This window comes from Guyparkeria hydrothermalis (genome assembly GCF_023555375.1).
GTDB lineage: Bacteria > Pseudomonadota > Gammaproteobacteria > Halothiobacillales > Halothiobacillaceae > Guyparkeria > Guyparkeria hydrothermalis.
On the sequence record NZ_JAJSEE010000001.1, the window covers coordinates 112,765 to 135,044 of the forward strand.

Sequence of the window (22,280 nt, forward strand, 5' to 3'; positions counted from 1 at the left end):
TAGGTTATGCAGAACTTTATGCACCCCAATGGGGAAGGCAGGACCGGAAAGACCACGACAACCGGGACGAACGGCTCGAGGAATGCCATTCCGCCATCCGGTTCGCCGTCGGGCTTGGCAACGCCTGCCCGGCGTTGGATCATGCAGGCACGCAACCCAATCACTTGGCAGGGAGTTTGAATGTCTTATCTCAAGGATTTTCCGAACAAGGAAGGCTACTTCGGTGAATTTGGAGGCGCTTTTCTTCCCCCCGAGCTCGAACCGCACTTCGCCGAGATCGAGCAGGCCTACCGGCGCCTGATGCGCTCGGCCGACTTCCTCAACGAACTGCGCTACATCCGCAAGCACTACCAGGGCCGCCCCACCCCGGTTTACTACGCGCACAACCTCAGTGCCGATGTCGGCGCGCACCTCTACTTCAAGCGCGAGGACCTCAACCACTCCGGCGCGCACAAGCTCAACCACTGCATGGGCGAGGCGCTGCTCGCCAAGCACATGGGCAAGAAGAAGCTGATCGCCGAGACCGGCGCCGGGCAGCACGGCGTGGCCCTGGCGACCGCGGCGGCCTACTTCGGCATGGAATGCGAGATCCACATGGGCGAGATCGACATCGCCAAGGAGGCGCCCAACGTCACGCGCATGAAGCTGCTCGGGGCCAACGTGGTGCCGGTGGGCTTCGGTGGCCGCAGCTTGAAGGAAGCGGTGGACTCGGCCTTCCAGAGTTATCTCTCGCAGGCCGACGAGGCGATCTTCGCGATCGGCTCGGTGGTCGGCCCGCACCCCTTCCCGCAGATGGTGCGCAACTTCCAGTCGGTGATGGGCCTCGAGGCGCGCGAGCAATACCTGGAGATGACCGGCGAGCTGCCGGACCACGTCACCGCCTGCGTCGGTGGCGGCTCCAACGCCCTGGGGATCTTCGCGGGCTTTATCGACGATGACGACGTGCAGCTCCATGGCGTCGAGCCGCTGGGCAAGGGCACCGAGCTCGGCCAGCACTCGGCGACCATGACCTTCGGCAAGCCGGGCATGATCCACGGCTTTAAGTGCCTGCTCCTGAGTGACGAGGAAGGCAACCCGGCGCCGGTGCACTCGATCGCCTCGGGGCTGGACTACCCCGGTGTCGGCCCCGAGCATTCCTACCTCAAGACCTCCGGTCGGGTGAACTACCACGCGATCAGCGACGACGAGACCCTGGACGCCTTCTACAAGATCTCGCGGCGCGAGGGCATCATCCCGGCCCTGGAATCGGCTCACGCGATCGCCTGGGCGATGAAGTTCGGTCGGGAGAACCCCGGCACCACCATCCTGGCCAACCTCTCCGGGCGCGGCGACAAGGACATCGACTACGTCACGGAGCATTTCGGTCATGGCTGATCACGGCAGCATCGACACCCGCGCGGCGCAACTGGGCGCCCCCGGCTCGCCCGAGGCGGTCCGCCTGATGCTCCTGGGTGCCGGCGAGCTCGGCAAGGAGGTTGCCATCGAGGCCCAGCGACTGGGCCTGGAGGTGATCGCGGTCGACCGCTACGCCAATGCGCCGGCCATGCAGGTCGCGCATCGCTCGCACGTGATCGACATGCTCGACGGTGCGGCCTTGAAGAGCGTGATCACCCAGGAGATGCCGGCCTTGATCGTCCCGGAAATCGAGGCGATCGCCACCGCCACCCTGCTCGAGCTCGAGGCACAGGGCTTCGTGGTCACCCCGAACGCCCGCGCCGCGCGGCTGACCATGGACCGCGAGGGCATCCGCCGACTGGCCGCCGAGACCCTCTCCCTGCCGACCAGCCGGTTCGCCTTCGCCGAGACCGAAGCGCAGTTCCTCGATGCCATCGATCAGATCGGCACGCCCTGCGTGGTCAAGCCGGTGATGAGCTCGTCGGGCAAGGGCCAGTCGCTGGTGCGCGAGCCGGGCGCGGCACTGCGCGCCTGGGAATTCGCCCAGTCCGGCGGCCGGGCGGGACGGGGCCGGGTGATCGTCGAATCGTTCATCGACTTCGACTACGAGATCACCCTGCTCACCGTCCGCCATCGCGGCGGCATCACCCTCTGCCCGCCAATCGGTCACACCCAGGTCGACGGTGATTACCGCGAGAGCTGGCAGCCGCACCCGATGAGCGAGACCGCGCTGGCACGGGCCGGGGAGATATCGCGTACCATCGTCGAGGAACTGGGCGGCTACGGGATCTTCGGTGTGGAGCTGTTCGTCAAGGACGACCAGGTCTGGTTCAGCGAGGTCTCGCCGCGCCCGCACGACACGGGGCTGGTGACCCTGGTCTCGCAGGACCTGTCGGAATTCGCCTTGCACCTACGGGCGATGCTGGGTCTCCCGGTGCACGAGATCGCCCAGCGCGGCCCGTCGGCCTCCTGTGCCATCGTGCGCGAGGGCGAGAGCAGACACCCGGTACTGACCGGGACGGCGGCCGCGCTGACCGAACCCGGCACGGAACTGCGGCTGTTCGGCAAGCCCGTCGTCTCCGGCAAGCGCCGCCTGGGCGTGGCGCTGGCCCGAGGCGAGTCGATCGAGCAGGCGCGCGAGCGTGCCCGTCGCTCGGCCGGCTCGATCCAGCTCAAGCCGTGAGCCCCTCGCGCATTCGGGAGAAACGCCGATGAGTACGCGTCAGAGTATTCGCCTCGATGGCAGCGGCGGTCGGGCCGGCCCGCAGCAGCAACCGGCCGGCACCTGGGTGCGCTTCAACTGGGAGGACGCCGACGACCGGGCCTGGCTCGAGGACGAGGCCGGTGTCGACGAGCTGGTCGCCGACAGCCTGCTCGCCGAGGACACGCGCCCGCGCGTGGTCGAGCACGACAACGGCCTGATCCTGATCCTGCGCGGCGTGAACCTCAATGCCGGCAGCCGTCCCGAGGACATGATCTCGCTGCGGTTGTGGTTCGACGGCGAGCGGCTGATCAGCACCTCGCGTTATCCGCTGCGCACCGTCGAGGGGATCATTGACCAGCTCGAGCGCGGCACCGGGCCCACGACGCTGGCCGACCTGCTGATGGAACTGGTCGAGGGCCTGGCCGAGCGCACGGACGAGCTGATCGAGTCGATCGAGGAGGAAATCGACGATCTCGAGGCGCAACTGCTCGACGGCGCCGACCGCGAACTGCGCGGCCGGATCGGCCAGATCCGCCGCAGCATCATCGTCATCCGCCGCTATCTCGCGCCGCAGCGGGACGCGCTGGCCCGCCTGTCGACCATCAACCGGCCCCTTCTCGCCTCGCTGGATCGCGGCCGCATCCGCGAACAGGCCGACGCGCTCACGCGCCTGGTCGAGGACCTGGACATGGCCCGCGAGCGCGGCGCCATGATCCACGAGCAACTGCTCACGCGGCTGTCCGATCAGCTCAACACCCGCATGTACATCCTGTCGATCGTGGCGGCGATCTTCCTGCCGCTGGGTTTCGTGACGGGGCTGTTCGGCATCAACGTGGGCGGCATGCCCTGGGTGGAGACCCCGATGGGCTTCTGGTGGGTGGTGCTGCTGATCGCCGCGATCGGGGTCGGGCTGGGCGTGTGGCTCAAGCGACGCCGCTGGTTCTAGGGAACCTCTGCACGAATGCCATACCACTCTGGCCTGGCGAGCCGTTGTAAGAACAAGACGAGTCGTCGCCGGTACGCTCCGTGGCCACATCGAGGCGACGCAACGCGGAAAATGGCGGCTCGACAGGCCCCATAGGGCGCGCCTTGCATCTGGCCGGATCAAGGCACGCAGAGCGGCGTGCCATTCGTGCAGAGTTTCCCTACTAGCTACCCAGCGCCACGTCCAGCACCATCATCACGATGAACCCCCCGATCACGCCCAGCGTGGCGGCATCGGCGTGGCCGCTGCGCTGCGCCTCGGGGATCACCTCCTCGACCACCACGAAGATCATCGCCCCGGCGGCAAAGGCAAGCGCGTACGGCAGGATGGGCTGCCAGAACAGCACCGCGGCCGCGCCGATCACCCCCGCGATGGGTTCGACCACGCCGGACAGCTGCCCGTACCAGAAACTCTTTCTCCGGCTCATCCCCTCGCGGCGCAGCGGCATGGCAACCGCCATGCCCTCGGGGAAATTCTGGATACCAATGCCCACGGCCAGGGCAATCGCACCACCGAGGCTGGCCTGGTCAAGTCCGTGGGCGAGCGCGCCGAAGGCCACGCCGATCGCCAGCCCCTCCGGGATGTTGTGCAGGGTGATCGCCAGCACCAGCAGGGTCGTTCGCCGCCAGGTGGTGGGGACGCCTTCGGCCTCGTGCATGGGGGCGTTGAGGTGAAGGTGGGGCAGGATCCAGTCGGCTCCACGCAGGAACGCCGCCCCCAGCGCAAAGCCGACCGCCGCCGGAAACCACGCCGGCACGGCAAGCTCGCCCGCCATCTCGATGGACGGCGCCAGCAGCGACCAGAAACTGGCGGCAATCATCACCCCCCCGGTGAAACCGAGCAGGATGTCGAGCAAACGCCGGTTTTCCCGGTCGGTAAAGAACACCGGCGAGGCGCCGGCCGCGGTCATGCCCCAGGTGAACAGCGTGGCGACCAGGGCCTGCATGATCGGCGAGGCGTTCAGAAAGGCCTGCCATGGCGCGAGAAGCCAGTCGATCACACCGTCTGCCCTGCATTGGTTTCACACCGGCATTCGCCGCGCATCCGATCCCTCCCCTAGTTCGTCAACATCATAGCCGAGCAGCCCGACGCGTTACGACGACCGGCCACGCACGTGATCCCGCCTTGTCGTCTAAGCTATTGATGGTACTCGCCAAACCCACATGAAAGGAGGTGAGCCATGAGCAACGACATGCTGAAGGTCATCGAAGTGTTGGCCGAATCCGAGCAGTCCTGGGAAGACGCCGCCAACCAGGCGATCGCCAAGGCCAGCCGCAGCATCCACGGCATCAAGTCGATCTACATCAAGGACTTCGAGGCCAAGGTTGAGGACAACCGCATCACCAGGTACCGGATCAACGCCAAGATCACCTTCGAGCTCGACTGAGCGAAAAGGCGAAGCGAAAGGACCGACCGGCCCTGCGCACTGGGGGCCGGTTTTTTCGTGCGTCGATCAGGCCCTCCACCGCCCTACTGTTCGGCGGCCACCTTGTCGGTGCGCGCGGCCATGATGAAATCGTTGCGGTGCAGGCCGCGGATCTTGTGGCTCCACCACGTGACGGTCACCCGGCCCCACTCGGTCAGCAACGCGGGATGGTGTCCCTCCGACTCGGCGATCTCGCCCACGGCGTTGGTAAACGCCAGGGCGCTCGCAAAGTCGTCGAAACGGAACACGCGCTCGAGCTGCCGTACCCCGTCGCGTGTGACCACCTGCCAGTCATCCCGCAACTCCTTCTGCAACGAGGCGATCTCGTTGTCGTCCAGGGTGGGCGCATCGGCCCGACAGGCCTCGCAGTGGTTCGCTGCCAGTTCGCTCATGCGTTTCTTACCTCGTCGACGTCGAAACTCGGGACGCGCCGCCCAATTCGGGGCGGCAACAACGTCACCGGACTGTAGGCAACGGCAGTGCCCTCGTCCATCGCTGTCCTTATTCGACACGGCGTGTTAGTTTGTATAGCTATCTAAACAATTGCGGCACGACGCGGCCACTCATTCCCTTCGTTGGCCCCAGTGATATTGAAGTCGTGCCGCTCTCCGTACACCGAGGTGCACGATGACCGAAACACAACACCACCATCGGCTGGGCCTGATCCTGATGGCCCTCGCCGTCCTGACCATCCCGATGTCGGACACCATCGCCAAGTGGCTCTCGGCCGAGCTGTCGGTCGGCGAGATCGCCTGGCTGCGATTCGTGTTCCAGACCCTTTTCCTGCTGCCGTTCCTCGCCATCTATCGGGCCGGCGGTCGCCTTCGGGCCCTCCATCTACTGCTCGGCACATTGATTGCCGCCTCGATCCTGTTTCTGTTCTGGGGGCTGGCCCACCTGCCGCTTGCCAACAACATCGCGTTGTTCTTTGTCGAGCCGTTGATCCTGGTCATCTTCTCCGCCCTGTTCCTGGGCGAGCGCATCACCATTCGGCGCTGGATCGGGGTACTGGGCGGACTGGCCGGTGCCGTGGTCATCCTGCGTCCGAACTGGAGCGCCTACGGGCTGGCCTCCCTGCTCCCCATCGCGGCGGCGGCCTGCTATGCGGGCTATCTGACCGCCACCCGCGCCTGGGCCAGCGCCCCTCGCCCGCGGGATGCCCTGGTGCTGCAATTCTGGGTGGGCGCGGCCGCATCAGCGATCATGCTGGGCTTCATCCTGTTCGGCCAGGGCTTCGACTGGTCGCTCACCCATTGGGCGATGCCCAGCCCCTCACAATGGGTCTGGCTGGCCACCGCCGGCGTGCTCGCGGCCTTTGCCCACGTGCTGATCGCGATGGCCTTCGCCCGCAGCGACGCCAGCCTGCTCGCGCCGCTGCAGTACCTCGAGATCTTCGGCGCCACCCTGCTCGGCTGGCTGATCTTCAGTGAATGGCCGGATGCCTTCACGATCCTCGGCGGCCTGATCATCGTTGCCGCGGGCCTGGTGGTGATCCGCGAGCGGCCGGTCGAGGCGCACCCCTGACCGCCCCACCAGACACGCGCAGGAAAGCCGTTGCGCAGACCAAAAAAATCCCGCCAGATGGCGGGATTGTCGTATTGAGTTGAGGGACCGCCCGTATCAGGCGCTTTCCATGTCCTCGCTGTACTTGCCGAGGCTCGCCAGGCCGTTGTACTTCGCCCGCGTCAAGGCGCGCTGCTGTGCCTCGGCCACGTTGCCCGGCTCGCCCTTCCAGTAGTTGAGCGCCGGGCCCTGGATGGCTCGGGCATAGGAGAAGGTCAGCGGCCACGGCAGGCGATCGCCGTGGCGGGTGTGCATGGCGTTCAGGTGCGCGGTGGATTCCTCGACGCCCTGACCACCGGAGAGGAACACCACGCCACCGAGTGCGGCCGGCACGGTGCGACGCAGGGTCTCGACGGTGCGATCGGCCACCTCGTCGACGCCGGCACGGTTCGAGGCGCCCTTGCCCGAGATCACCATGCTGGTCTTGAGGATCACGCCCTCGAGCATGACGTTCTGGTGATAGAGCTGGCGGAAGACCTCATTGAGCTCCTCCTCGGTGACCCGCTCGCAGGTGGTGATGTCGTGATCGCCGTCGATCAGCACCTCGGGCTCGATGATCGGCACCACCCCCGCCTCCTGGCACAGCGCAGCGTAGCGCGCCAGGGCGTGGGCGTTGGCCTCGATGCAGCCACGGGTCGGCAGGCCCTTCGCCGTGTCGATCGCGATCACCGCACGCCACTTGGCAAAGCGCGCGCCCATCTCGTAGTACTCGGCGAGGCGCTCGCGCAGCCCGTCGAGGCCCTCGGTGACCTTCTCGCCGTCCGAACCGGCGAGCGGCTTGGCACCGGTGTCAACCTTGATGCCGACCACTTGGCCTCGCTCGCGCATCACGTCGATGAAGGACTTGCCGTCCGCCGTGGACTGGCGAATCGTCTCGTCGTAGAGGATCGCCCCGCTGACGTATTCCTCGAGGTTCGGCGTGGTCAGCAGCAGCTCGCGGTACTCTCGCCGCTTCTGCTCGGTGGGCTCGATGCCGACGGCCTCGAAGCGCTTGTTGCAGGTGCCGTTGCTTTCGTCGATGGCCAGTATGCCCTTGCCGGGGGCGACCATCGCCTTGGCTGTCTGGATCAACTCGTCGGCCTTCTCGGGACGATACATGGTCATGCGCGAACTCCTTGATTCCGTGAATGAAATCGTGTCGTGAAAAGTGACCGCCCTAGGGAAACTCTTCACGATTCGATGGCATCTCTGGCTTGCGGGTTTGTCCGCAATCAAGGCACCGGACCGAAGACGGGCTCGTTGCCCGTCGAGGGACGGTAACGCCGAGTGCGAACAAACCCGCGAGCCCCGTCCGGGCGGGCCTCCAAGGGCCCATCTGCGGCGTTGCAGCCCTTGTAAAGGGCCACGGCCCTTCACGGCGGACTGCGCCTTGCATCTGGGCCCTTGGAGGTCCCGCAGAGACGTCATCGAATCGTGAAGAGTTTCCCGAGACAATAGCCCCTCGCGGGCCGGTTTTTCAATCCGGCACGCGCCACGCGCCACGCGCCACCTTAGAGGTACGCACCGCCCCCGCCGATCGCGATGCTCACCAGACCCAGCCACATGATGATGTGCACCAGCCGGCGGATCCGCGGGATCATCTCCCCGGCACGCGACCAGTCCTCGGCGGCCACGGCCAGGTGCAGTTGCCGGTACGGCCCGAAGGCGAGCACCACGAAGGCGATGATGGTCAGCCAGCCGAACAGCTGCATGCCGTGCAGGTAGCCCGGCGAGGCAAACCCGCCGAAGCTGGAGAACAGCAGGCCGTAGCCGCTGATCAACAGGGCGGCGATCAGCACCCACACCCAGCGGAAGAAACGAGTGAACACCCGATCCCAGAGCGAGACCCGCTCGGGGCCGGAGAGAAAGCCCACCGACGGGCGCAGAATCACGTAGGCGTAGAACACGCCGCCGATCCAAAGGACCGCGGCCAACAGATGGATTACCTTGAGCAAACCGGTCATGTCGTCATTCCTCTGCGTTTATGGGGTCGTGTCAGGTGTTGGCCTGTCGTGACCGACGGACGGTCTCGTAGGCGTTCTGGATTTCCTGGCTGCGCTCCTTGGCGAGCTCCACCATCGAGTCGGGCAGCCCCTTGGCGATCAGCTTGTCCGGGTGATGCTCGCTCATCAACTTCCGATAGGCACGCTTGACCTCGGCGTCGGTCGCCGAGCGCGTCACGCCTAGCGCCTGGTAGGCGTTTTCCAGCGCCGCGGCCGTGGTCGGCGCCCCCGGGCCACGCTGGTAATGTCCGGCCAACAGTGCCTCGAGCCGGGAGAAGTCCGCATCCGAGACGCCGAGGGCGTGGGCGATGCGCAACAAAGCCTCGCGCTCGGCCGGCGCGATCTGACCGTCGGCGAACGCCGCCTGGATCTGGATTTCCAGGAACACGCGCAGCAGCGTCGGCTGGCTGCCACAAACGCGCACGAAGCGACGGATGCTCTCGTCGGGGTCGAAGTCACGCGCCTTGCCGCGGTTGAACGCCTCGATCGCCCGCTTGCGACGCCCCTTGGTCAGGCGCATCTGCGTCATGATTTGCTCGGCGGCACGAATCTCCGCCTGCGTGACCTGGCCGTCGGCCTTGCAGACGTGACCGAGCACCGTGAAGGTGGTCTCGAAGAAGGTCTGTTGCACCTCGAGCAGTCGCCCGCCGACGCGCTTGATCCGGCCGACGAAACGATCGAGAAAGTGCCCCAGCAACAGCCCGATGCCTGCGCCAATCCACCCGAAGATCCAGTAGCCGATGCCGGCCCCCGCCAGCTTTCCAATCCAGGACATGCGTCATCCCATTAGTGAACCGAACGTGCAGTGTGCCAAAAACGAGTGCGCCTGGTCCTGCCACCGCCCAGGTTCCGACGTCCCGCTGACATGCCACCCCCGCCCGGCGGGGCGGATCGATGCCCGAATCCCATCCCAACCGTCCCGCGAGACAGGTACACTCGGGCGGGTCCATCCACCCCGGATCCACACGGCCCGCGACCCGCGTCGCGCTCAACAGGGAGACTGCCGCCATGGGAACTGAAACCTGGATCGTGATCGGCATCGTGGCGATCGCCGTCGTCTACGTCATCCACGTCTACAACAAGCTGACCTCGTACCAGACCCAGTACGAGAACGGTTTCGCCCAGATCGAAACCCAGCTCAAGCGCCGCCACGACCTGATTCCCAACCTGGTCAACACGGCCAAGGGCTACCTCGAGCACGAGGCCTCGGTACTCACGGAGGTGACCGAGGCGCGCGCCGCGGCCGAGAAGGCCGTCGAGGCCGCGCATGACCGCCCGGGCAACCCGGAGACCATGGACCTGCTCTCCCGGGCCGAATCCGCGCTCAACAGCGGTCTGGGCCGCTTGAACGCCACCTTCGAGGCCTACCCGGATCTCAAGGCCGACGCCAACATGCGCCAGCTCTCCGAGGAACTGGCCACCACGGAAAACCGGGTCGCCTACGCCCGCCAGGCCTACAACGACCTGGTGCAGAAGTACAACGAGTATCGCCGCTCCTTCCCGCCGGTGATGATCGGCAAGCTGGTCGGCCACGGCCAAGACGCCCGGTTGCTCGAGTTCGAGGACAGCGAGGCCATCCAGAAGGCCCCTGAGGTCAGCTTCTGAGTCGACCGACGATGGATTTTCGCGAACAACAGGACCTGGCGCGGCGACAGACACGGATACTCGTGGGACTGTACGTGCTCCTGCTGATCGTCGCGGCGGCGGCCGTGGGCGGGCTGGTCTGGCTCGCCCTGACACTCGGCGAGCAGGCCCAGGCCAACCAGCCGGGTGCCGTATCCAGCCTGCCGACCGACGCCACGTGGCAGGCCGTCGCCTGGGCGGCCGGCCTGACTGGCGGCGGCATCCTCCTGGTCACCCTGTTTCGGTGGTTCACGCGCTCGGACGGCGCCAAGGTCGCCCAGTCGCTCGGCGGGCGAGAGCTCACCGGCGCGGGCGAAACCAATCTCAGCCCGGCCGAACGCCAGTACCTGAACGTGGTCGACGAGATGGCGATCGCGGCCGCCCTGCCCCGGCCGCGCGTGTTCGTGCTCGACCGTGAGGCCGGGATCAATGCCTTCGCCGCCGGCACGAAACCGGAGAACGCCGCCGTGGCCGTGACCCAGGGCGCGCTGGACAACCTGAGTCGTGACGAGCTGGCCGGGGTGGTCGCCCACGAGTTCGGCCACATCGCCAATAGCGACATCAAGCTCTCCGTGCGCGTGGCGGCGATGGTGTTCGGCTTTACCTTTCTGTTCTTCGTCGCCCGCTGGTGGTTCCACGTCGGCGTGGGCCCGGGCCGGCGGGACGCCCGCCTGCGCATCGCCATGCTGGTGGGCGCGGCGGCCATCGCGCTGGTGGGGCTGCTGACCGTGTTCTTCGGTCGCATCCTGCAAGCGGCCGTCAGCCGCCAGCGCGAGTTCCTCGCGGATGCCTCCGCCGTGCAGTTCACCCGCTATCCCGACGGCCTGAAAAGCGCCTTCGAGAAACTCAAGGGCGGCGCCTCCTCCCGGGTGGAGTCCGACGCCGCCGCGGAGATGAACCACGCCTTCCTGTTCCGCGCCGGCGGCGCCCGCCTGTTCGACACCCACCCGCCGCTCGACGAACGGATTCGGCGGCTGGAAGGCCAGCCGTCGCCGTAGGAGCGGCTGTTGGCCGCGAAACGCACAGGTGGCAACATCAAGCTATCGCGCCTGAAGGCGCTCCTACGGGGCACGATGGCTTGGCGGTCGTCGCCGTTCTCAGTGGATCGGTTCGTGGGTGAACTCGATCACGGCGCGGGCGTCATCCGCTGCCTGGGCAAAGGCATCGGCGCCGGTACCGCTGTAGGTCGAACCACCGAACACGGCATCCATGATCGATTCGGTCCGCTCCACGAAGACGCCGTCGCCGTCCGGGTCGGTCAGGTAGGTCACGCTGCCGCCGTGAATCGCGGTTCGATCATAGGCGAACCCGGATAGATCGTAATAGCCGTCCTCGGCATTGTTGATACCGAGAATGGTGTTGAGGTAGACCACCGTATCGACCGTGATCGCTTTCGTCTTGGACGCGGCGCCCCCCAGGAACGCGGCGGCCTCCTGCAACGTCCAGCTGCCCTCGGTGAGCGCGGCCCGGTACAGCGACAGGTTCGCCAGCGGCGAGTCGATGGTCAGTTCATTGCCATCGGCATCCACCACCAGGAACCGACCGGCGGCATCGGTCTCGATCTCGCCATCGGCATCCAGCGACAGCGTGCGTAGCGCCTCCTCGAACGCGTGGTCCAGCACGGATGGCGGGGCACGGCCGACGTTTAGCCGCTCGAACTCCACTTCCTGCAACGCGTTCTCGTCGACCACCTCGGTAAAGCCTTCCGCCTCGGGGTCGTCGGAGGCGTAGGGGATCACGTTGCCGTCGGCATCCACGAACTGCACCCGCCCCAGGTTGTCCAGCTCGGGCGAGCCGTCGGGTTCCCGCAGGATCACGTAGAGATCCCCGTACAGGCTGCCCTTGCCCGCCGAACCGCCTTGAATGCGATCGAGGCTGTCTCGCCCCTGGCCGCGGAACACGCTATCGACCAGGTGCTGACTTCCGGACCCGGCATGGCCGCCGCCCTTGCCCCCGGTGCCACCCTTGCCGCCCGGACCTTTCTTTCCATGGTCGCTGTCGGCGTGATCGTCCGTGTGGTCATCGGTGTGCGTCGTGCCGGTATCGTGGCCGCCGCCGGACGAATGCCCGCCACCGGCATGCCCCCCGGAATGACCGCCCTCGGCCGCCTGAACGGCCGGGACGGCGGTAAACGGCGCGGCAGGCCCCCTGTCGATGAACATCGACCCCGAAACCAGCCCGGCGACGGCCAGGCTGGCAAACAACGGTCGATACGTGGTCTTGACCGAATTCGTGATCGTCATTTGAATCCCCTCGGGATTACCCGTTTGTGCTGATTGCTCGTCTTTCTTGAGAGCAATGGCGAAAAAAGACCCCCGGTGTACGGGGGTCTTCAAGATGGCTACCAGCCATTCCACCTCACCAGGCGAATCAGTGAATCGGTTCGTGGATGAACTCGATGACCTGCACGGCGTCGTCCGTGGACAAGGCGTAGCCCGTGGCGCCCTCGCCAGTGGCGGCTTCGCCATCGAACACGGCATCGACCAGCGGCTCGGTGACCGTGATGTAGGTCCCGTCACCTTCCGGATCGGTCAGGTAGCTCACCATGACACCGTCATACGCCTCGAGGCGATCGTAGGTGAAGCTCGCCAGGTCGACCCAATCCATGGTGGTGGCGCCCGTGTCCGGATCCGTGACCTCCTGGTTCAGGCCGAGGATGGTGTTCAGGTAGACCACCATGTCGAGCGTCACGTTGCCGAACTTGCTCGCCGCGGCGGCCAGCAGGGAGTCGGTCTGGTCCAGGGTGAACGTCTCGTTGCCATCGATGTCGTCGTTCAGGCGGATAATCGCGTCCTGGTAGAGCGCCAGGTTCTCGAGCGGGGAGTCGATGGTGTAAACCACACCGTCAGCGTCCTCGATCACGATGCGACCGGCCGCGTCGAACTCGAACACACCATCGGCATCCAGCGCGATCGTCTCGAGTGCCGTGTCAAGCGAGTGGCTCAGCACCGCCTGCGGAGACCGGGCGAGGTTCAGGCGGTCAAACGCGACTTCCTGAAGCAGAGACTCGTCGGCCACCTCCGTGAAGCCCTCGTCTTCCGGATCATCGGAGAGGTACGGAATCACGTTGCCCTCGGCATCGAGGAGTTGCACGCGGCCTTCGTCATCCAGAATCGGCGCCCCCGTGAGCGGGTCGCGCAGGACGACGTACAGATCCCCGTACAAGTCACCCATGCGGTCACCGGCGTTCGGGTTGCCTCCACCCATGTCCGTGCTCGGACCATCGCCTTCCGGCGGCCCCTTGTCGTCCGGGCGACCACTTCCACCGACGGCATCACGACCGCCAGCCCCCTGACCACGCAGCACGTCGTTGACATCCATGCTCTGCTGGCCACCGGAGATACCCCCGGCGCCACCGATGCCACCCTGACCTTTCATGGCGCCACCGGCACCCTGGCCACCCTGACCGTGGTCGGAAGCCGCATGAACCGACGAGATCGGCATGAGGTTGTGCGTGTAGGTGTTACCGACCAGCATCGGCACTGCCAACACACCGGCCGCCACCAGGCTCGCGGTCAGGCGTTTGCGGTTGGTATTAAAAAGCGATTTCGTGTTCATGAGGGAGCCTCCTTTCTCAGCTTTCCCAATTCACTCATATGCCCATAAACTTCTTGTGACAAGGTGGCAAGCCCATCAAATTTTACAGACCAGACCAACACGGATTTATCAAACCAACTACCGAATAAATCCACAGAAAAACAGTCGGTTACCTGATCGCGCGACTGGCGCCATTTGGGCCCTCCACCGCCGTTTTCACCTGAGGACTCAGCGCCCAACATCCCCCGGAAATACGAAACCCCGCTCGACGGCGGGGTTATTTTTGCGCGGTCAAATGGAACCGCCCCAGGGCGGAAACGGGCTAGAAACGGAAGCCTACCCCGAGCCGGAACTGATCGATCTCGTTGTCCACTTTCACCGTGTCGGTATTGTCGTGGGTGGTCGCGAACCGGATGTCACCGTAGTCCGTGCGGTTGTAGTCCAGCCGCACGAAGGTGTTGGGCGTCAGCGGCAGCTCGGCACCCAGGCCGATGCGCGTGCCGATCTCGCTGACATCGCGATTGATGTCGTTGTCCGGGTTCTCGCCCTTGCGATAGCGATAGTTGAACTGGCTACGCGCCTTGCCCAGCCGGGCGTAGAGCAGCGTGCCGTTGTCCAGCTGGTAACCCAACCGCGCCGATAGCGCTTGGCCGCCCTTCTGCTCCACGGAAAAATCGCGACCGGTGGGTTCGCGTAGGTGCTCCCATTCCGCGCCGCTGTTCTCGACGTCCAGTTCCAGGCCGAGATAGATCCGATCCCACTGCCAGCCGTAACCGGTAAACACGCCGGTGCTTACGCCGTCGTTGCCAAAGCTGGCCTGCAGGCGAGAGCGGCCCGGGTTGGAGCCACCGTCGTTATGAATCGCATCGAGATCGGAGCGCAGCAGGGTGTGCCCGACCTGTGCACCGGCGTAGAAGCCACCAATATCGCCCTCCGTCGGATCAACCGGTGCGTAGTCCTGGGCGCCGAAGCGCCAACCCAGGCCGAGGCGGAACAGCCCTTCCCGGGTTTCGAACCGCTCCACGCCGTCGGGCGTGGTGTTGTAGACCACGTCGTAGCCATCGTAATCCGTGATGCTGTAACCCATGCGCCAGAACAGGTGCTTGCCCGCCGGCACGTCGACACCCACCCCGTAGCTGGTGCCGGTCTGGTCGTCCGACTCGTCCGCGGCGTTCTGCGGGGCGTCGTTGGCCTGGTAGAAGGTGTCGAACTCGCTACGGACCATGCCGAGCTGCCCGTAAAGCAGCGCCCCGTTGGCCAGCACTCGACCGCCGCGGAGACTCGCCCCCCAGCTGTCGTTCATGTCCAACGAAAAGGTGCGGCTGGTCGACTTGTCCTTGGCATGATCCCAGTCGGCACCGCTGCGGGCGCCCTCGATCTCGATACCGCCATACCAGTGGTTGGCGGTCGTCAGGCCCCAGCCGGCGAACAAGCCGGTGTTCCAGCCGTTGCCGACCATGGTGGCGGTATCGGTGCCTTGCTCGCCGCGCGGGCCGGTGGTGTCGGTAGCCATGCCACTCACCCCGGCCTGCGCACCGGCGTAGAAACCGCCGCCGAGTCCGGAACCGCGCGTGTCGGCCAACCCGGAGAACGTGCCCGCAACGACCGCCGGCTCACGCACCGGGTAGAGCAATGCCTTCAAGCGCAGGTAGAACTGGTCACGCTGGTAGTTGCCGTCGAACAGGTCGCCGTTGAACTGATCCTGCTTTTCATTGAACGGGGCGCGGAAATCGGAGTCGCGCTGGAAGTGGCGGTAGTCGAACTGCAGCAGGAGGTTCCGGGTCAGCCGGTACTCGACACCCACCCCGGCACTGATCAGGTCGTCGGTGCGATCGACCTCCTGGTAGTCCACCTGACCGTAGGAGGCCAGCGCGGAGAGGGTCGTGCGGGGCGTCAAGCGGTGCTCGACACTGGCCTCGGCGCGGCTGTAGAGGTAGCCAGACGACACCACCGGCACCCCATCCTCGATCTGCCAGTAGGTGGTCTCCTCGAGAGACCGATCGATCGCACCGCGCAGGCGAGTGAATGGCGTGACCTGCCAGTTCACCTGCGCTCCGACGTCGGGCGTCGTGATCGAGGAAAAACGCGGGTCGTCATAATCCTGGTAAAGCAGGCCGCCGTATACCTCGCCGCTGACCCCCGAACCGGAATCGAAGGTGGCACCCACGGCAAGCCGTTGCCCATCCGAATCACGGCGGTAATCCAGGTCGTCGCGTGAATCCCGGTAACGGCGGGTCTCCGTCGAGGCCTGGACGAACGGCTGCACCCGGGGGGAGTGGAGGTAGGTCAGTCGCGCGCCGAGGGCGTAGATATCCCGGTCGCGGTCGTCATGGTTGATCGGTACACCGTCGACAGTGATACCGCTGTCGTAGTCGAGGCGCTGGGCGGTGCCGCCGAGGCGCAGCACGGTCCGGCCGATGCGCCGGGCGTAACCGCCGTGGGCATCCAGGCTGTCGTAGGTCACCGGCTCGATCCCGGCCGCGCCCTCCGGCGAGGTGCGATCCTCGTGCGTCCGGGTATAGCCCAGGCCACCGAAGACGTTCGACACCGTGTTGATGTCGTAGCGCCCATCGGCATTGAGCCAGAAGTCGTCGTAGTTCTCGTCGCTGTTGTCGCGGTAGCGCGCGAGGTCGGCCCCGGCGTTGAAGTTCAGCTCGTGGCTGTCCCAGTCCGAACGCACCGCCAGGCTGGGCGAGAGGATGCCGACAGTATCCGCGGTCTCGTCCTCGATCGGGCCCCGGGGGTCGTCCTTGTCGACCGGCACCGACCCGTTCACGCCGTAGATGTTGGTGTCGTACAGCGTGGTCACGGTCAGCTGGGGGAAGAACAGAAAACCGCCCAGGGCGTGGCCACTGGACGGCGTTTCACTCGACGCGTTTTCCGCTGCCGACGCACCGGGCTTGGCCGGTAGTGGAGCCGCGTCCTAGGCATAAACGGTCAGCGGACCGACGGACACCGCGCCGAGGGCGATGGCAATCGACCGGGAAAGGCGTGTGGACATGGCAGACCTCCTTCTGCGCAGGCGGTCGAGATGACGGATCCCTTCATGGATCACTCGCCTGTATGCCCACTTAGATACGCCTGATGAGGTGAAATGTCGATTAGGTTGTTAAGCAACCGTTGCAACGTCGCGACACGCGGACGATTCGGCCTTACACGATCTCCACGGGGGCGAGTCAATCGGCGCCGCCCCGTCCGGGCCCGGTGGCCAGCTGACGTGATGGCTCATCGAACCCGTGCATGACCCCCGATCAGCCGCGCACCAGCACGGCGCCGGGCGGCACGTGGTGTTGAAGATCGCGACAATTGCCCGGCGGCGGCTGGTCGCCCGGGCTGCGATCCGGGTACCAGATACGGCATTCGCCCGGTGGCGGCAGATGGCCGGCCGGGATGCTCACCGGGGTGAGCGAGGGATCACCGCCCGGGTGGATGATGACCGTGCGTTGATCGCCTCCCGGACCCGTCATGGCACAGCCGGCAAGGAACACCAACCCCGCAAGGATCGCCCCTCTGACGGCTAGGCGGCCGGTCACCACTCGATTCATGGTTTCGTCTCCCGGTTTTCGGCGCGGGCGAAGTACTCGCGCGTGATGGCGAACACGGTGCCCGACAGGGCGATCAACGCGATCAGGTTCGGGATGGCCATCAGGGCATTAAGGATGTCGGCCACCAGCCAGATCAGCTCGAGGTTGGCGATCGCCCCGATAAACAACGCCCCCACCCAGACGTAGCGGTATGGCTTGATCACCTTCACGCCGAACAGGTACTCGGCACTTCGCTCACCGTAGTAGCTCCAGGCCACGATGGTGGTGAAGGCGAACAGGACCAGCCCGCCGGTGACCACCCAGTTACCCCCGCCCAGGCTCTGGGCGAAGGCCGCCGAGGTGAGCGCCGCGCCGCTCTCGCCAGTCTCCCAGACACCGGAAAGCACGATCACCAGCGCGGTCATGGTGCAGATGATGATGGTGTCGATGAAGGTGCCCAGCATCGCGATGGTGCCCTGGCGGACCGGGTCGTTGGTCTGTGCCGCGGCGTGGGCGATCGGCGCCGAGCCCAGGCCCGCCTCGTTGGAGAAGATGCCGCGGGCGACCCCGAAGCGGATCGCCGCCCAGACGGCCGCCCCGGCGAACCCGCCGGTCGCCGCCGTGCCGGTAAAGGCGTCACTGACGATCTGCGCGAGGGCCGCCGGCACGTCGGTGATGTTCAGCAGGATGATCACCAGGGCAAAGCCGACGTAGAGAATCGCCATCGACGGCACCAGGTACTCGGCCAGGTGCGCGATGCGGCGGATGCCGCCGATGATCACCACGAACACCAGCGCGGCCAGCACCAGACCGGTGGCCCAGTCGGGAATGGCGAGGTTGGACTCGAGCACGTCGGCCACCGAGTTGGCCTGCACGGTGTTGCCGATGCCGAAGGCGGCGATCATGGCGAACAGGGCAAAGGCCGCGCCCAGCCATTTCCACTTCGCGCCCATGCCGTTCTTGATGTAGTACATCGGCCCGCCCACGTAGCGACCGCGCTCGTCGACCTCGCGATAGCGCACCGCCAGCACGGCCTCGGAATACTTGGTCGCCATGCCCACCAGCGCGGTCAGCCACATCCAGAAGATCGCGCCGGGCCCGCCCAGGGCGATCGCGGTGGCCACCCCGGCGATGTTGCCCGTGCCGATGGTCGCCGAGAGCGCCGTGGCCAGGGCCTGGAAGGGGGTGATGTCGCCCCGGTCGTCCTTGCCCGCGTGACGGCCACGGAACAGCTGGCGAAAGCCGTAGCCGATGCGACGGATCGGCATGCCGCGCAGCCCGGCGGTGAGATACACCCCCGTGCCGAGCAACAGGGCCAACATCACCGGCCCCCAGACGAATCCACTGATGCTGCCAAGAAACTCGGTCACTGCGTCCATCGTGTCTGCTCACTCCCTTTGGTGATTTCGCGTGGGTGGTTCGCGCGCAATAGCTGCAAACCCTAACCGGTTTTCCCGCCGATATGCCAGTGCGATGGGCACCTGACGCCCGTTTGACCGCTACCACGGTGTCGAGCGCATGCTAGTCTCGGTTGCATCGTCCCCACGGACTCGAGAGGCACTCATGGCCGACGCGCCTACCCGGCTGGAAGCCGATCAACTCTACCGCCCCTGCCCGGCGAGCTCGTTGCCGTTCGAGACGACCGCCGAGCTCGATCCGCCGGCCGCCCCGCCGGGCCAGGAGCGGGCGCTCGAGGCCCTGACCTTCGGCACCGAGATCGCTGACGGGGGCTTCAACCTCTATGCCCTCGGCGCGACCGGCAGCGGCAAGTACGCCGTGGTGCGCGACTTCCTCGAGCAGCGCGCGCGCCGGGATGCCCCGCCGCCGAGCTGGGCCTACGTGTACAACTTCGACGACCCGGACAAGCCCCGCCTGCTAAAACTGCCCGCCCGGGCCGGGCGCGACCTGCAAACGGAGCTGGACAACCTGGTCAACGAGTTCCGCACGGCCATTCCGGCGGTGTTCGAGAGCGACGAGTACCACAACCGCATCCAGGAACTGCGCGAAACCTACAAGCGCCGCCAGCACGAGGCCATCGCCGCGATCAGCAAGGAGGCCGAGGCGCGGCATATCGCGATGGTCAGCACCCCCAACGGTTTCACGCTGGGTCCCTATCGAGACGGAAGGATCCTCGACCCCGAGGCGTTCAGCGAGCTGCCCGAGGAAGAGCAGAAGGCCTGGCAGGCGGCCATCGACGAGCTCGAGGTCAAACTCAAACAGACGCTGCAGCAGATCCCGAAATGGCAGAAGGAGGCGCGCGAGCGCCTGCAGGCGCTTAACGAGGAGATGCTGCGCGTGGCGGTTGGTCAGCAACTGCAGGCCCTCGAGGAACGCTGGGCGCGCCTGCCCGACGTGACCCGGTTCATCGGCTCGATCCGGGACGACATCATCTCGCACGTCAACGACCTCGAGGACGACAGCAGCGCCGTTCCCGAGGAGATCCTCAACCAGTACCAGATCAACCTGATCGTCGATAACGCCGAGCTGCACGGCGCGCCGGTGATCTACGAGGACCTACCTACCCACGCACGCCTGATCGGGCGCATCGAGCACTACTTCCGGGAAGGCGCGCTGCTCACCGACTTCCGCCTGATCCGGGCCGGCGCCCTGCACCGGGCCAACGGTGGGTACCTGATCCTGCACGCCCGCCAGATCCTGATGCAGCCATTCGCCTGGGAAACGCTCAAGCGGGCGATCTACGGCAAGCAGGTCCGGATCGAGTCGCTGGAGCAGCTCTACGCGGTGTTCACCACGATCACGCTCGAGCCGGACCCGATCCCGCTCAACGTCAAGGTGGTGCTGATCGGCGACCGCCTGCTCTATTACCTGCTGGCCGAGTACGACCCGGATTTCGCCAAGCTGTTCAAGGTCCAGGCCGACTTCGAGGACACCCTGCCCCGCGCCGCCGAGAGCGAGATGGACTACGCCCGCACGCTGGCCGCGATCGCCCGACGGGACGGTCTCAAGCCGCTGGACCGGGGCGCTGTCGCCCGCAGCATCGAGCACGCCAGCCGCCTGGCCGACGATCGCGACAAGCTCGCCGCCGGGACCCGCCCGATGGCCGACCTGCTCGCGGAGGCCAACCACCTGGCCGGCACCAGTCACGCCAACCACATCGCCGGTCACCACGTCGAGATGGCCATCCGCCGCCAGGAGCAGCGCGCCGAGCGGCTGCGCGAGCGGGCGGTCGAGGCGATCCTGCGCGGCACGCTGAACGTGCCCACCCAGGGCGAACGGGTCGGCGCGGTCAACGGGCTTGCCGTCAGCGAGCTGGGGGGATTCCGTTTCGGGCTGCCCACGCGCATCACCGCCACCGCCCGCCCGGGCCGCGGCCAGGTGGTCGACATCGAACGCGAGGCCAAGCTCGGCGGCAACATCCACGCCAAGGCGGTGATGATCCTCTCGCGCTATCTCGCCAGCCGCTACGCCCCGGACGGCGAGTTGTCCCTGTCGGCCAGCCTCGCCTTCGAACAGATGTACGGCTCGATCGACGGCGATTCGGCCTCGGTGGCCGAGGTCGCCGCCCTGGTCTCGGCGATCGCTCGGGTATCGATCCGCCAGTCATTCGCGGTGACCGGCTCGATCAACCAGCTCGGCGAGGTGCAGGCCATCGGTGGGGTCAACGAGAAGATCGAGGGCTTTTTCCGCATCTGCCGCGACCGAGGGCTCGATGGCTCGCACGGGGTGATTATCCCGGCGAGCAACCGGCCGCACCTGATGCTCGACCCGGAGGTGCGTAGCGCGGTCGGGGCCGGTCGCTTCGCCATCCACGCGATCGAGCACGTCGAGCAGGCCCTCGACTTACTCACCGGGCTGGAGCCGGGGGAACGCGATACACACGGCAACTTCCCGCCCGAGAGCCTCAATGGCCGCGTGGTCGAACGCCTCGCTCGCTTCGCCCGCGCCACGCGTCACGATCGCGGGCGGGATCGACACGAGCCTGACGGGACCGGGCCGGGATGAGCAGCCCGCAAGTCCTGTTACTGATCGACGCCTCGCCGACCAGTCGGGCGGCGCTGACCAGCGCCGCCCGACTGGCACGGCAGCAGCACGGCGAACTGATCGCCCTGTTCGTCGAGGACCAGGACCTGCACGCCTCGGCCGGCCACCCGTTCACCCGCGAGATCAGCGCATTGTCGGGTGAGTCGCGTCCCTTCGACCGCGAGACACTGCTTACGCGCCTGGCCCAGCAGCGCCACCAGATCGAGACGATGCTGACCGAGCTCGACCGCGATGCCCCGTTGCGCTGGCGCCTGGACGTGGTCACCGGCCCGGTGTTCGAGAGCGTCCGCGCCGCCGCGCAGACCGCCGACTGGGTGGTGATGGGCAAGACCGGCTGGTCGGCCGGCCACGGGGCACGACTGGGCTCGGTTGCCCGGCGCCTGCTGGAAAGCGGGTGTCGCCGGCTGCTGCTCTGGCAGGCGACCACCGAGAGCGAGATGAAACCGGTCCGGCGGATCGTCCGACCCGCCGCCCACCCGGTAGGCCGATCGACAACCGCCCGCGCCCCGCAACGGACCGAGGAGCGACGTGCGCCGGTTGTCGCCCTGCTGACCTCCCAATCGGCCGCCGAGACCGTAGTCCTCGCCGCGCACGCCATCGCCGTGGCCACCGACCGCCCCTGCCACCTGTTCATGCACCCGGGCATCGACCCGGCCACCCTGCCGTCGCTGGTTGCCTGGCGCCAGGAGGGCGAACCGCCGCTGGTCCTGGAGTTGATCGATGCCCCATCGGCCGATGTCGAATCGGCACCCGACCCAACCTTGCTGCGCACCCTGCAGCAAACCCGGGCGTCGGTGGTGGTCCTCGCCGCTGACGCCGGTGCGACGATTGGCCGACCGCTGGCCGACCTGATTGCCGACATCCACCATCCGGTGATCCTGGTCCCGTCTGCCCCGGTATAGGGCTCGTCGCGGCGCGCAAACCGGGCACCGACCGACAAGCCGCGTGGTAGCATCCCCTGCTGCCGACACGCGGCCTTGCCGCGTGAGTCAGTGACCAACACCCCCGGCTCATCCCCGGCCCATCACCCGGATCGCAG

General features: G+C 66.5%; 19 protein-coding genes. 9 read left to right on the top strand and 10 right to left on the bottom strand.

The window, feature by feature from the left end; translation table 11 throughout:
- Positions 1–180 precede the first annotated feature (180 nt).
- The 3 genes from trpB to LV475_RS00505 are packed head-to-tail and all read left to right on the top strand — an operon-like array spanning position 181 to position 3,545.
- Positions 181–1,374 carry a tryptophan synthase subunit beta gene (trpB, locus tag LV475_RS00495; protein WP_136867550.1) on the top strand — a complete coding sequence of 398 codons (1,194 nt, stop codon included), beginning with the start codon at positions 181–183 and terminating at the stop codon, positions 1,372–1,374.
- A complete protein-coding gene (gene purT, locus LV475_RS00500) occupies positions 1,367–2,578 on the top strand; it encodes a formate-dependent phosphoribosylglycinamide formyltransferase (RefSeq protein WP_136867551.1) in 1,212 nt (403 codons plus the stop codon). The genes trpB and purT overlap by 8 nt, the downstream gene beginning before the upstream one ends.
- A 28-nt stretch (positions 2,579–2,606) precedes the next feature.
- Positions 2,607–3,545 carry a zinc transporter ZntB gene (locus LV475_RS00505; RefSeq protein WP_136867552.1) on the top strand — a complete coding sequence of 313 codons (939 nt, stop codon included), beginning with the start codon at positions 2,607–2,609 and terminating at the stop codon, positions 3,543–3,545.
- A gap of 202 nt (positions 3,546–3,747) precedes the next feature.
- Here the strand turns inward: LV475_RS00505 and LV475_RS11105 are convergent, their stop codons facing one another.
- Positions 3,748–4,584 (bottom strand): ZIP family metal transporter, encoded by an 837-nt coding sequence (locus LV475_RS11105; protein WP_211238806.1) that lies wholly within the window; start codon positions 4,582–4,584, stop codon positions 3,748–3,750.
- Positions 4,585–4,764: 180 nt separating this feature from the next.
- On the opposite strand from LV475_RS11105, the gene LV475_RS00515 reads away from it, so the two are divergent.
- The gene (locus LV475_RS00515) at positions 4,765–4,971 is read left to right on the top strand and encodes a dodecin family protein (RefSeq protein ID WP_231505741.1); all 207 of its coding nucleotides are present in this window, start codon (positions 4,765–4,767) and stop codon (positions 4,969–4,971) included.
- Between the two features lie 83 nt (positions 4,972–5,054).
- On the opposite strand, the gene LV475_RS00520 is transcribed toward LV475_RS00515, so the two are convergent.
- Positions 5,055–5,402 (bottom strand): 4a-hydroxytetrahydrobiopterin dehydratase, encoded by a 348-nt coding sequence (locus tag LV475_RS00520; RefSeq protein ID WP_136867127.1) that lies wholly within the window; start codon positions 5,400–5,402, stop codon positions 5,055–5,057.
- A 235-nt stretch (positions 5,403–5,637) separates the two neighbouring features.
- Here LV475_RS00520 and LV475_RS00525 point away from each other — a divergent pair, with 235 nt between their 5' ends.
- Positions 5,638–6,534, top strand: coding sequence for a DMT family transporter (locus LV475_RS00525; protein WP_136867128.1), 897 nt, complete (start codon positions 5,638–5,640; stop codon positions 6,532–6,534).
- A gap of 96 nt (positions 6,535–6,630) precedes the next feature.
- Here the strand turns inward: LV475_RS00525 and LV475_RS00530 are convergent, their stop codons facing one another.
- From LV475_RS00530 to djlA, 3 genes are all read right to left on the bottom strand, one after another.
- Positions 6,631–7,671: a class I fructose-bisphosphate aldolase gene (locus LV475_RS00530; RefSeq protein WP_211238811.1), complete on the bottom strand. Its 1,041-nt coding sequence runs from the start codon at positions 7,669–7,671 to the stop codon at positions 6,631–6,633.
- 392 nt (positions 7,672–8,063) lie between these two features.
- Positions 8,064–8,516 carry a CopD family protein gene (locus LV475_RS00535; protein WP_136867130.1) on the bottom strand — a complete coding sequence of 151 codons (453 nt, stop codon included), beginning with the start codon at positions 8,514–8,516 and terminating at the stop codon, positions 8,064–8,066.
- 31 nt (positions 8,517–8,547) lie between these two features.
- The gene (gene djlA, locus LV475_RS00540) at positions 8,548–9,330 is read right to left on the bottom strand and encodes a co-chaperone DjlA (protein WP_136867131.1); all 783 of its coding nucleotides are present in this window, start codon (positions 9,328–9,330) and stop codon (positions 8,548–8,550) included.
- A gap of 233 nt (positions 9,331–9,563) precedes the next feature.
- On the opposite strand from djlA, the gene LV475_RS00545 reads away from it, so the two are divergent.
- The gene (locus LV475_RS00545) at positions 9,564–10,160 is read left to right on the top strand and encodes a LemA family protein (RefSeq protein WP_136867132.1); all 597 of its coding nucleotides are present in this window, start codon (positions 9,564–9,566) and stop codon (positions 10,158–10,160) included.
- An 11-nt stretch (positions 10,161–10,171) separates the two neighbouring features.
- Entirely contained in the window at positions 10,172–11,176 is a 1,005-nt protein-coding gene (locus LV475_RS00550) for a M48 family metallopeptidase (protein WP_136867133.1), read from the top strand.
- Between the two features lie 99 nt (positions 11,177–11,275).
- On the opposite strand, the gene LV475_RS00555 is transcribed toward LV475_RS00550, so the two are convergent.
- From LV475_RS00555 to LV475_RS00575, 5 genes are all read right to left on the bottom strand, one after another.
- The gene (locus tag LV475_RS00555) at positions 11,276–12,421 is read right to left on the bottom strand and encodes a hypothetical protein (protein ID WP_136867134.1); all 1,146 of its coding nucleotides are present in this window, start codon (positions 12,419–12,421) and stop codon (positions 11,276–11,278) included.
- Between the two features lie 127 nt (positions 12,422–12,548).
- Positions 12,549–13,736 (bottom strand): hypothetical protein, encoded by a 1,188-nt coding sequence (locus LV475_RS00560; protein WP_136867135.1) that lies wholly within the window; start codon positions 13,734–13,736, stop codon positions 12,549–12,551.
- A 301-nt stretch (positions 13,737–14,037) separates the two neighbouring features.
- On the bottom strand, positions 14,038–16,557 hold the full coding sequence (locus LV475_RS00565; RefSeq protein WP_282097230.1) for an outer membrane beta-barrel protein: 2,520 nt from the start codon (positions 16,555–16,557) through the stop codon (positions 14,038–14,040).
- A 409-nt stretch (positions 16,558–16,966) separates the two neighbouring features.
- Complete coding sequence (locus LV475_RS00570; RefSeq protein WP_136867137.1) at positions 16,967–17,260, bottom strand: hypothetical protein; 294 nt, start codon at positions 17,258–17,260, stop codon at positions 16,967–16,969.
- Positions 17,257–18,618 carry an alanine/glycine:cation symporter family protein gene (locus tag LV475_RS00575; protein WP_136867138.1) on the bottom strand — a complete coding sequence of 454 codons (1,362 nt, stop codon included), beginning with the start codon at positions 18,616–18,618 and terminating at the stop codon, positions 17,257–17,259. The genes LV475_RS00570 and LV475_RS00575 overlap by 4 nt, the downstream gene beginning before the upstream one ends.
- A gap of 184 nt (positions 18,619–18,802) precedes the next feature.
- Between LV475_RS00575 and LV475_RS00580 the strand changes: the two genes are divergently transcribed.
- Positions 18,803–21,202: a Lon protease family protein gene (locus tag LV475_RS00580; protein ID WP_250105545.1), complete on the top strand. Its 2,400-nt coding sequence runs from the start codon at positions 18,803–18,805 to the stop codon at positions 21,200–21,202.
- Complete coding sequence (locus tag LV475_RS00585) at positions 21,199–22,143, top strand: universal stress protein (protein ID WP_250105546.1); 945 nt, start codon at positions 21,199–21,201, stop codon at positions 22,141–22,143. Before LV475_RS00580 ends, LV475_RS00585 begins: the two co-directional genes overlap by 4 nt.
- The last annotated feature ends 137 nt before the right edge of the window (positions 22,144–22,280 follow it).

Coding starts and splice junctions, on each gene's coding strand:
- djlA (WP_136867131.1), bottom strand. CDS start 9,330: ATGTCCTGGATTGGAAAGCTGGCGGGGGCCGGCATCGGCTACTGGATC.
- LV475_RS00570 (WP_136867137.1), bottom strand. CDS start 17,260: ATGAATCGAGTGGTGACCGGCCGCCTAGCCGTCAGAGGGGCGATCCTT.
- purT (WP_136867551.1), top strand. CDS start 1,367: ATGGCTGATCACGGCAGCATCGACACCCGCGCGGCGCAACTGGGCGCC.
- LV475_RS00535 (WP_136867130.1), bottom strand. CDS start 8,516: ATGACCGGTTTGCTCAAGGTAATCCATCTGTTGGCCGCGGTCCTTTGG.
- LV475_RS00515 (WP_231505741.1), top strand. CDS start 4,765: ATGAGCAACGACATGCTGAAGGTCATCGAAGTGTTGGCCGAATCCGAG.
- LV475_RS00525 (WP_136867128.1), top strand. CDS start 5,638: ATGACCGAAACACAACACCACCATCGGCTGGGCCTGATCCTGATGGCC.
- LV475_RS00585 (WP_250105546.1), top strand. CDS start 21,199: ATGAGCAGCCCGCAAGTCCTGTTACTGATCGACGCCTCGCCGACCAGT.
- LV475_RS00580 (WP_250105545.1), top strand. CDS start 18,803: ATGGCCGACGCGCCTACCCGGCTGGAAGCCGATCAACTCTACCGCCCC.
- LV475_RS00520 (WP_136867127.1), bottom strand. CDS start 5,402: ATGAGCGAACTGGCAGCGAACCACTGCGAGGCCTGTCGGGCCGATGCG.
- LV475_RS00575 (WP_136867138.1), bottom strand. CDS start 18,618: ATGGACGCAGTGACCGAGTTTCTTGGCAGCATCAGTGGATTCGTCTGG.
- trpB (WP_136867550.1), top strand. CDS start 181: ATGTCTTATCTCAAGGATTTTCCGAACAAGGAAGGCTACTTCGGTGAA.
- LV475_RS00555 (WP_136867134.1), bottom strand. CDS start 12,421: ATGACGATCACGAATTCGGTCAAGACCACGTATCGACCGTTGTTTGCC.
- LV475_RS00560 (WP_136867135.1), bottom strand. CDS start 13,736: ATGAACACGAAATCGCTTTTTAATACCAACCGCAAACGCCTGACCGCG.
- LV475_RS00545 (WP_136867132.1), top strand. CDS start 9,564: ATGGGAACTGAAACCTGGATCGTGATCGGCATCGTGGCGATCGCCGTC.
- LV475_RS00550 (WP_136867133.1), top strand. CDS start 10,172: ATGGATTTTCGCGAACAACAGGACCTGGCGCGGCGACAGACACGGATA.
- LV475_RS00505 (WP_136867552.1), top strand. CDS start 2,607: ATGAGTACGCGTCAGAGTATTCGCCTCGATGGCAGCGGCGGTCGGGCC.
- LV475_RS00530 (WP_211238811.1), bottom strand. CDS start 7,671: ATGTATCGTCCCGAGAAGGCCGACGAGTTGATCCAGACAGCCAAGGCG.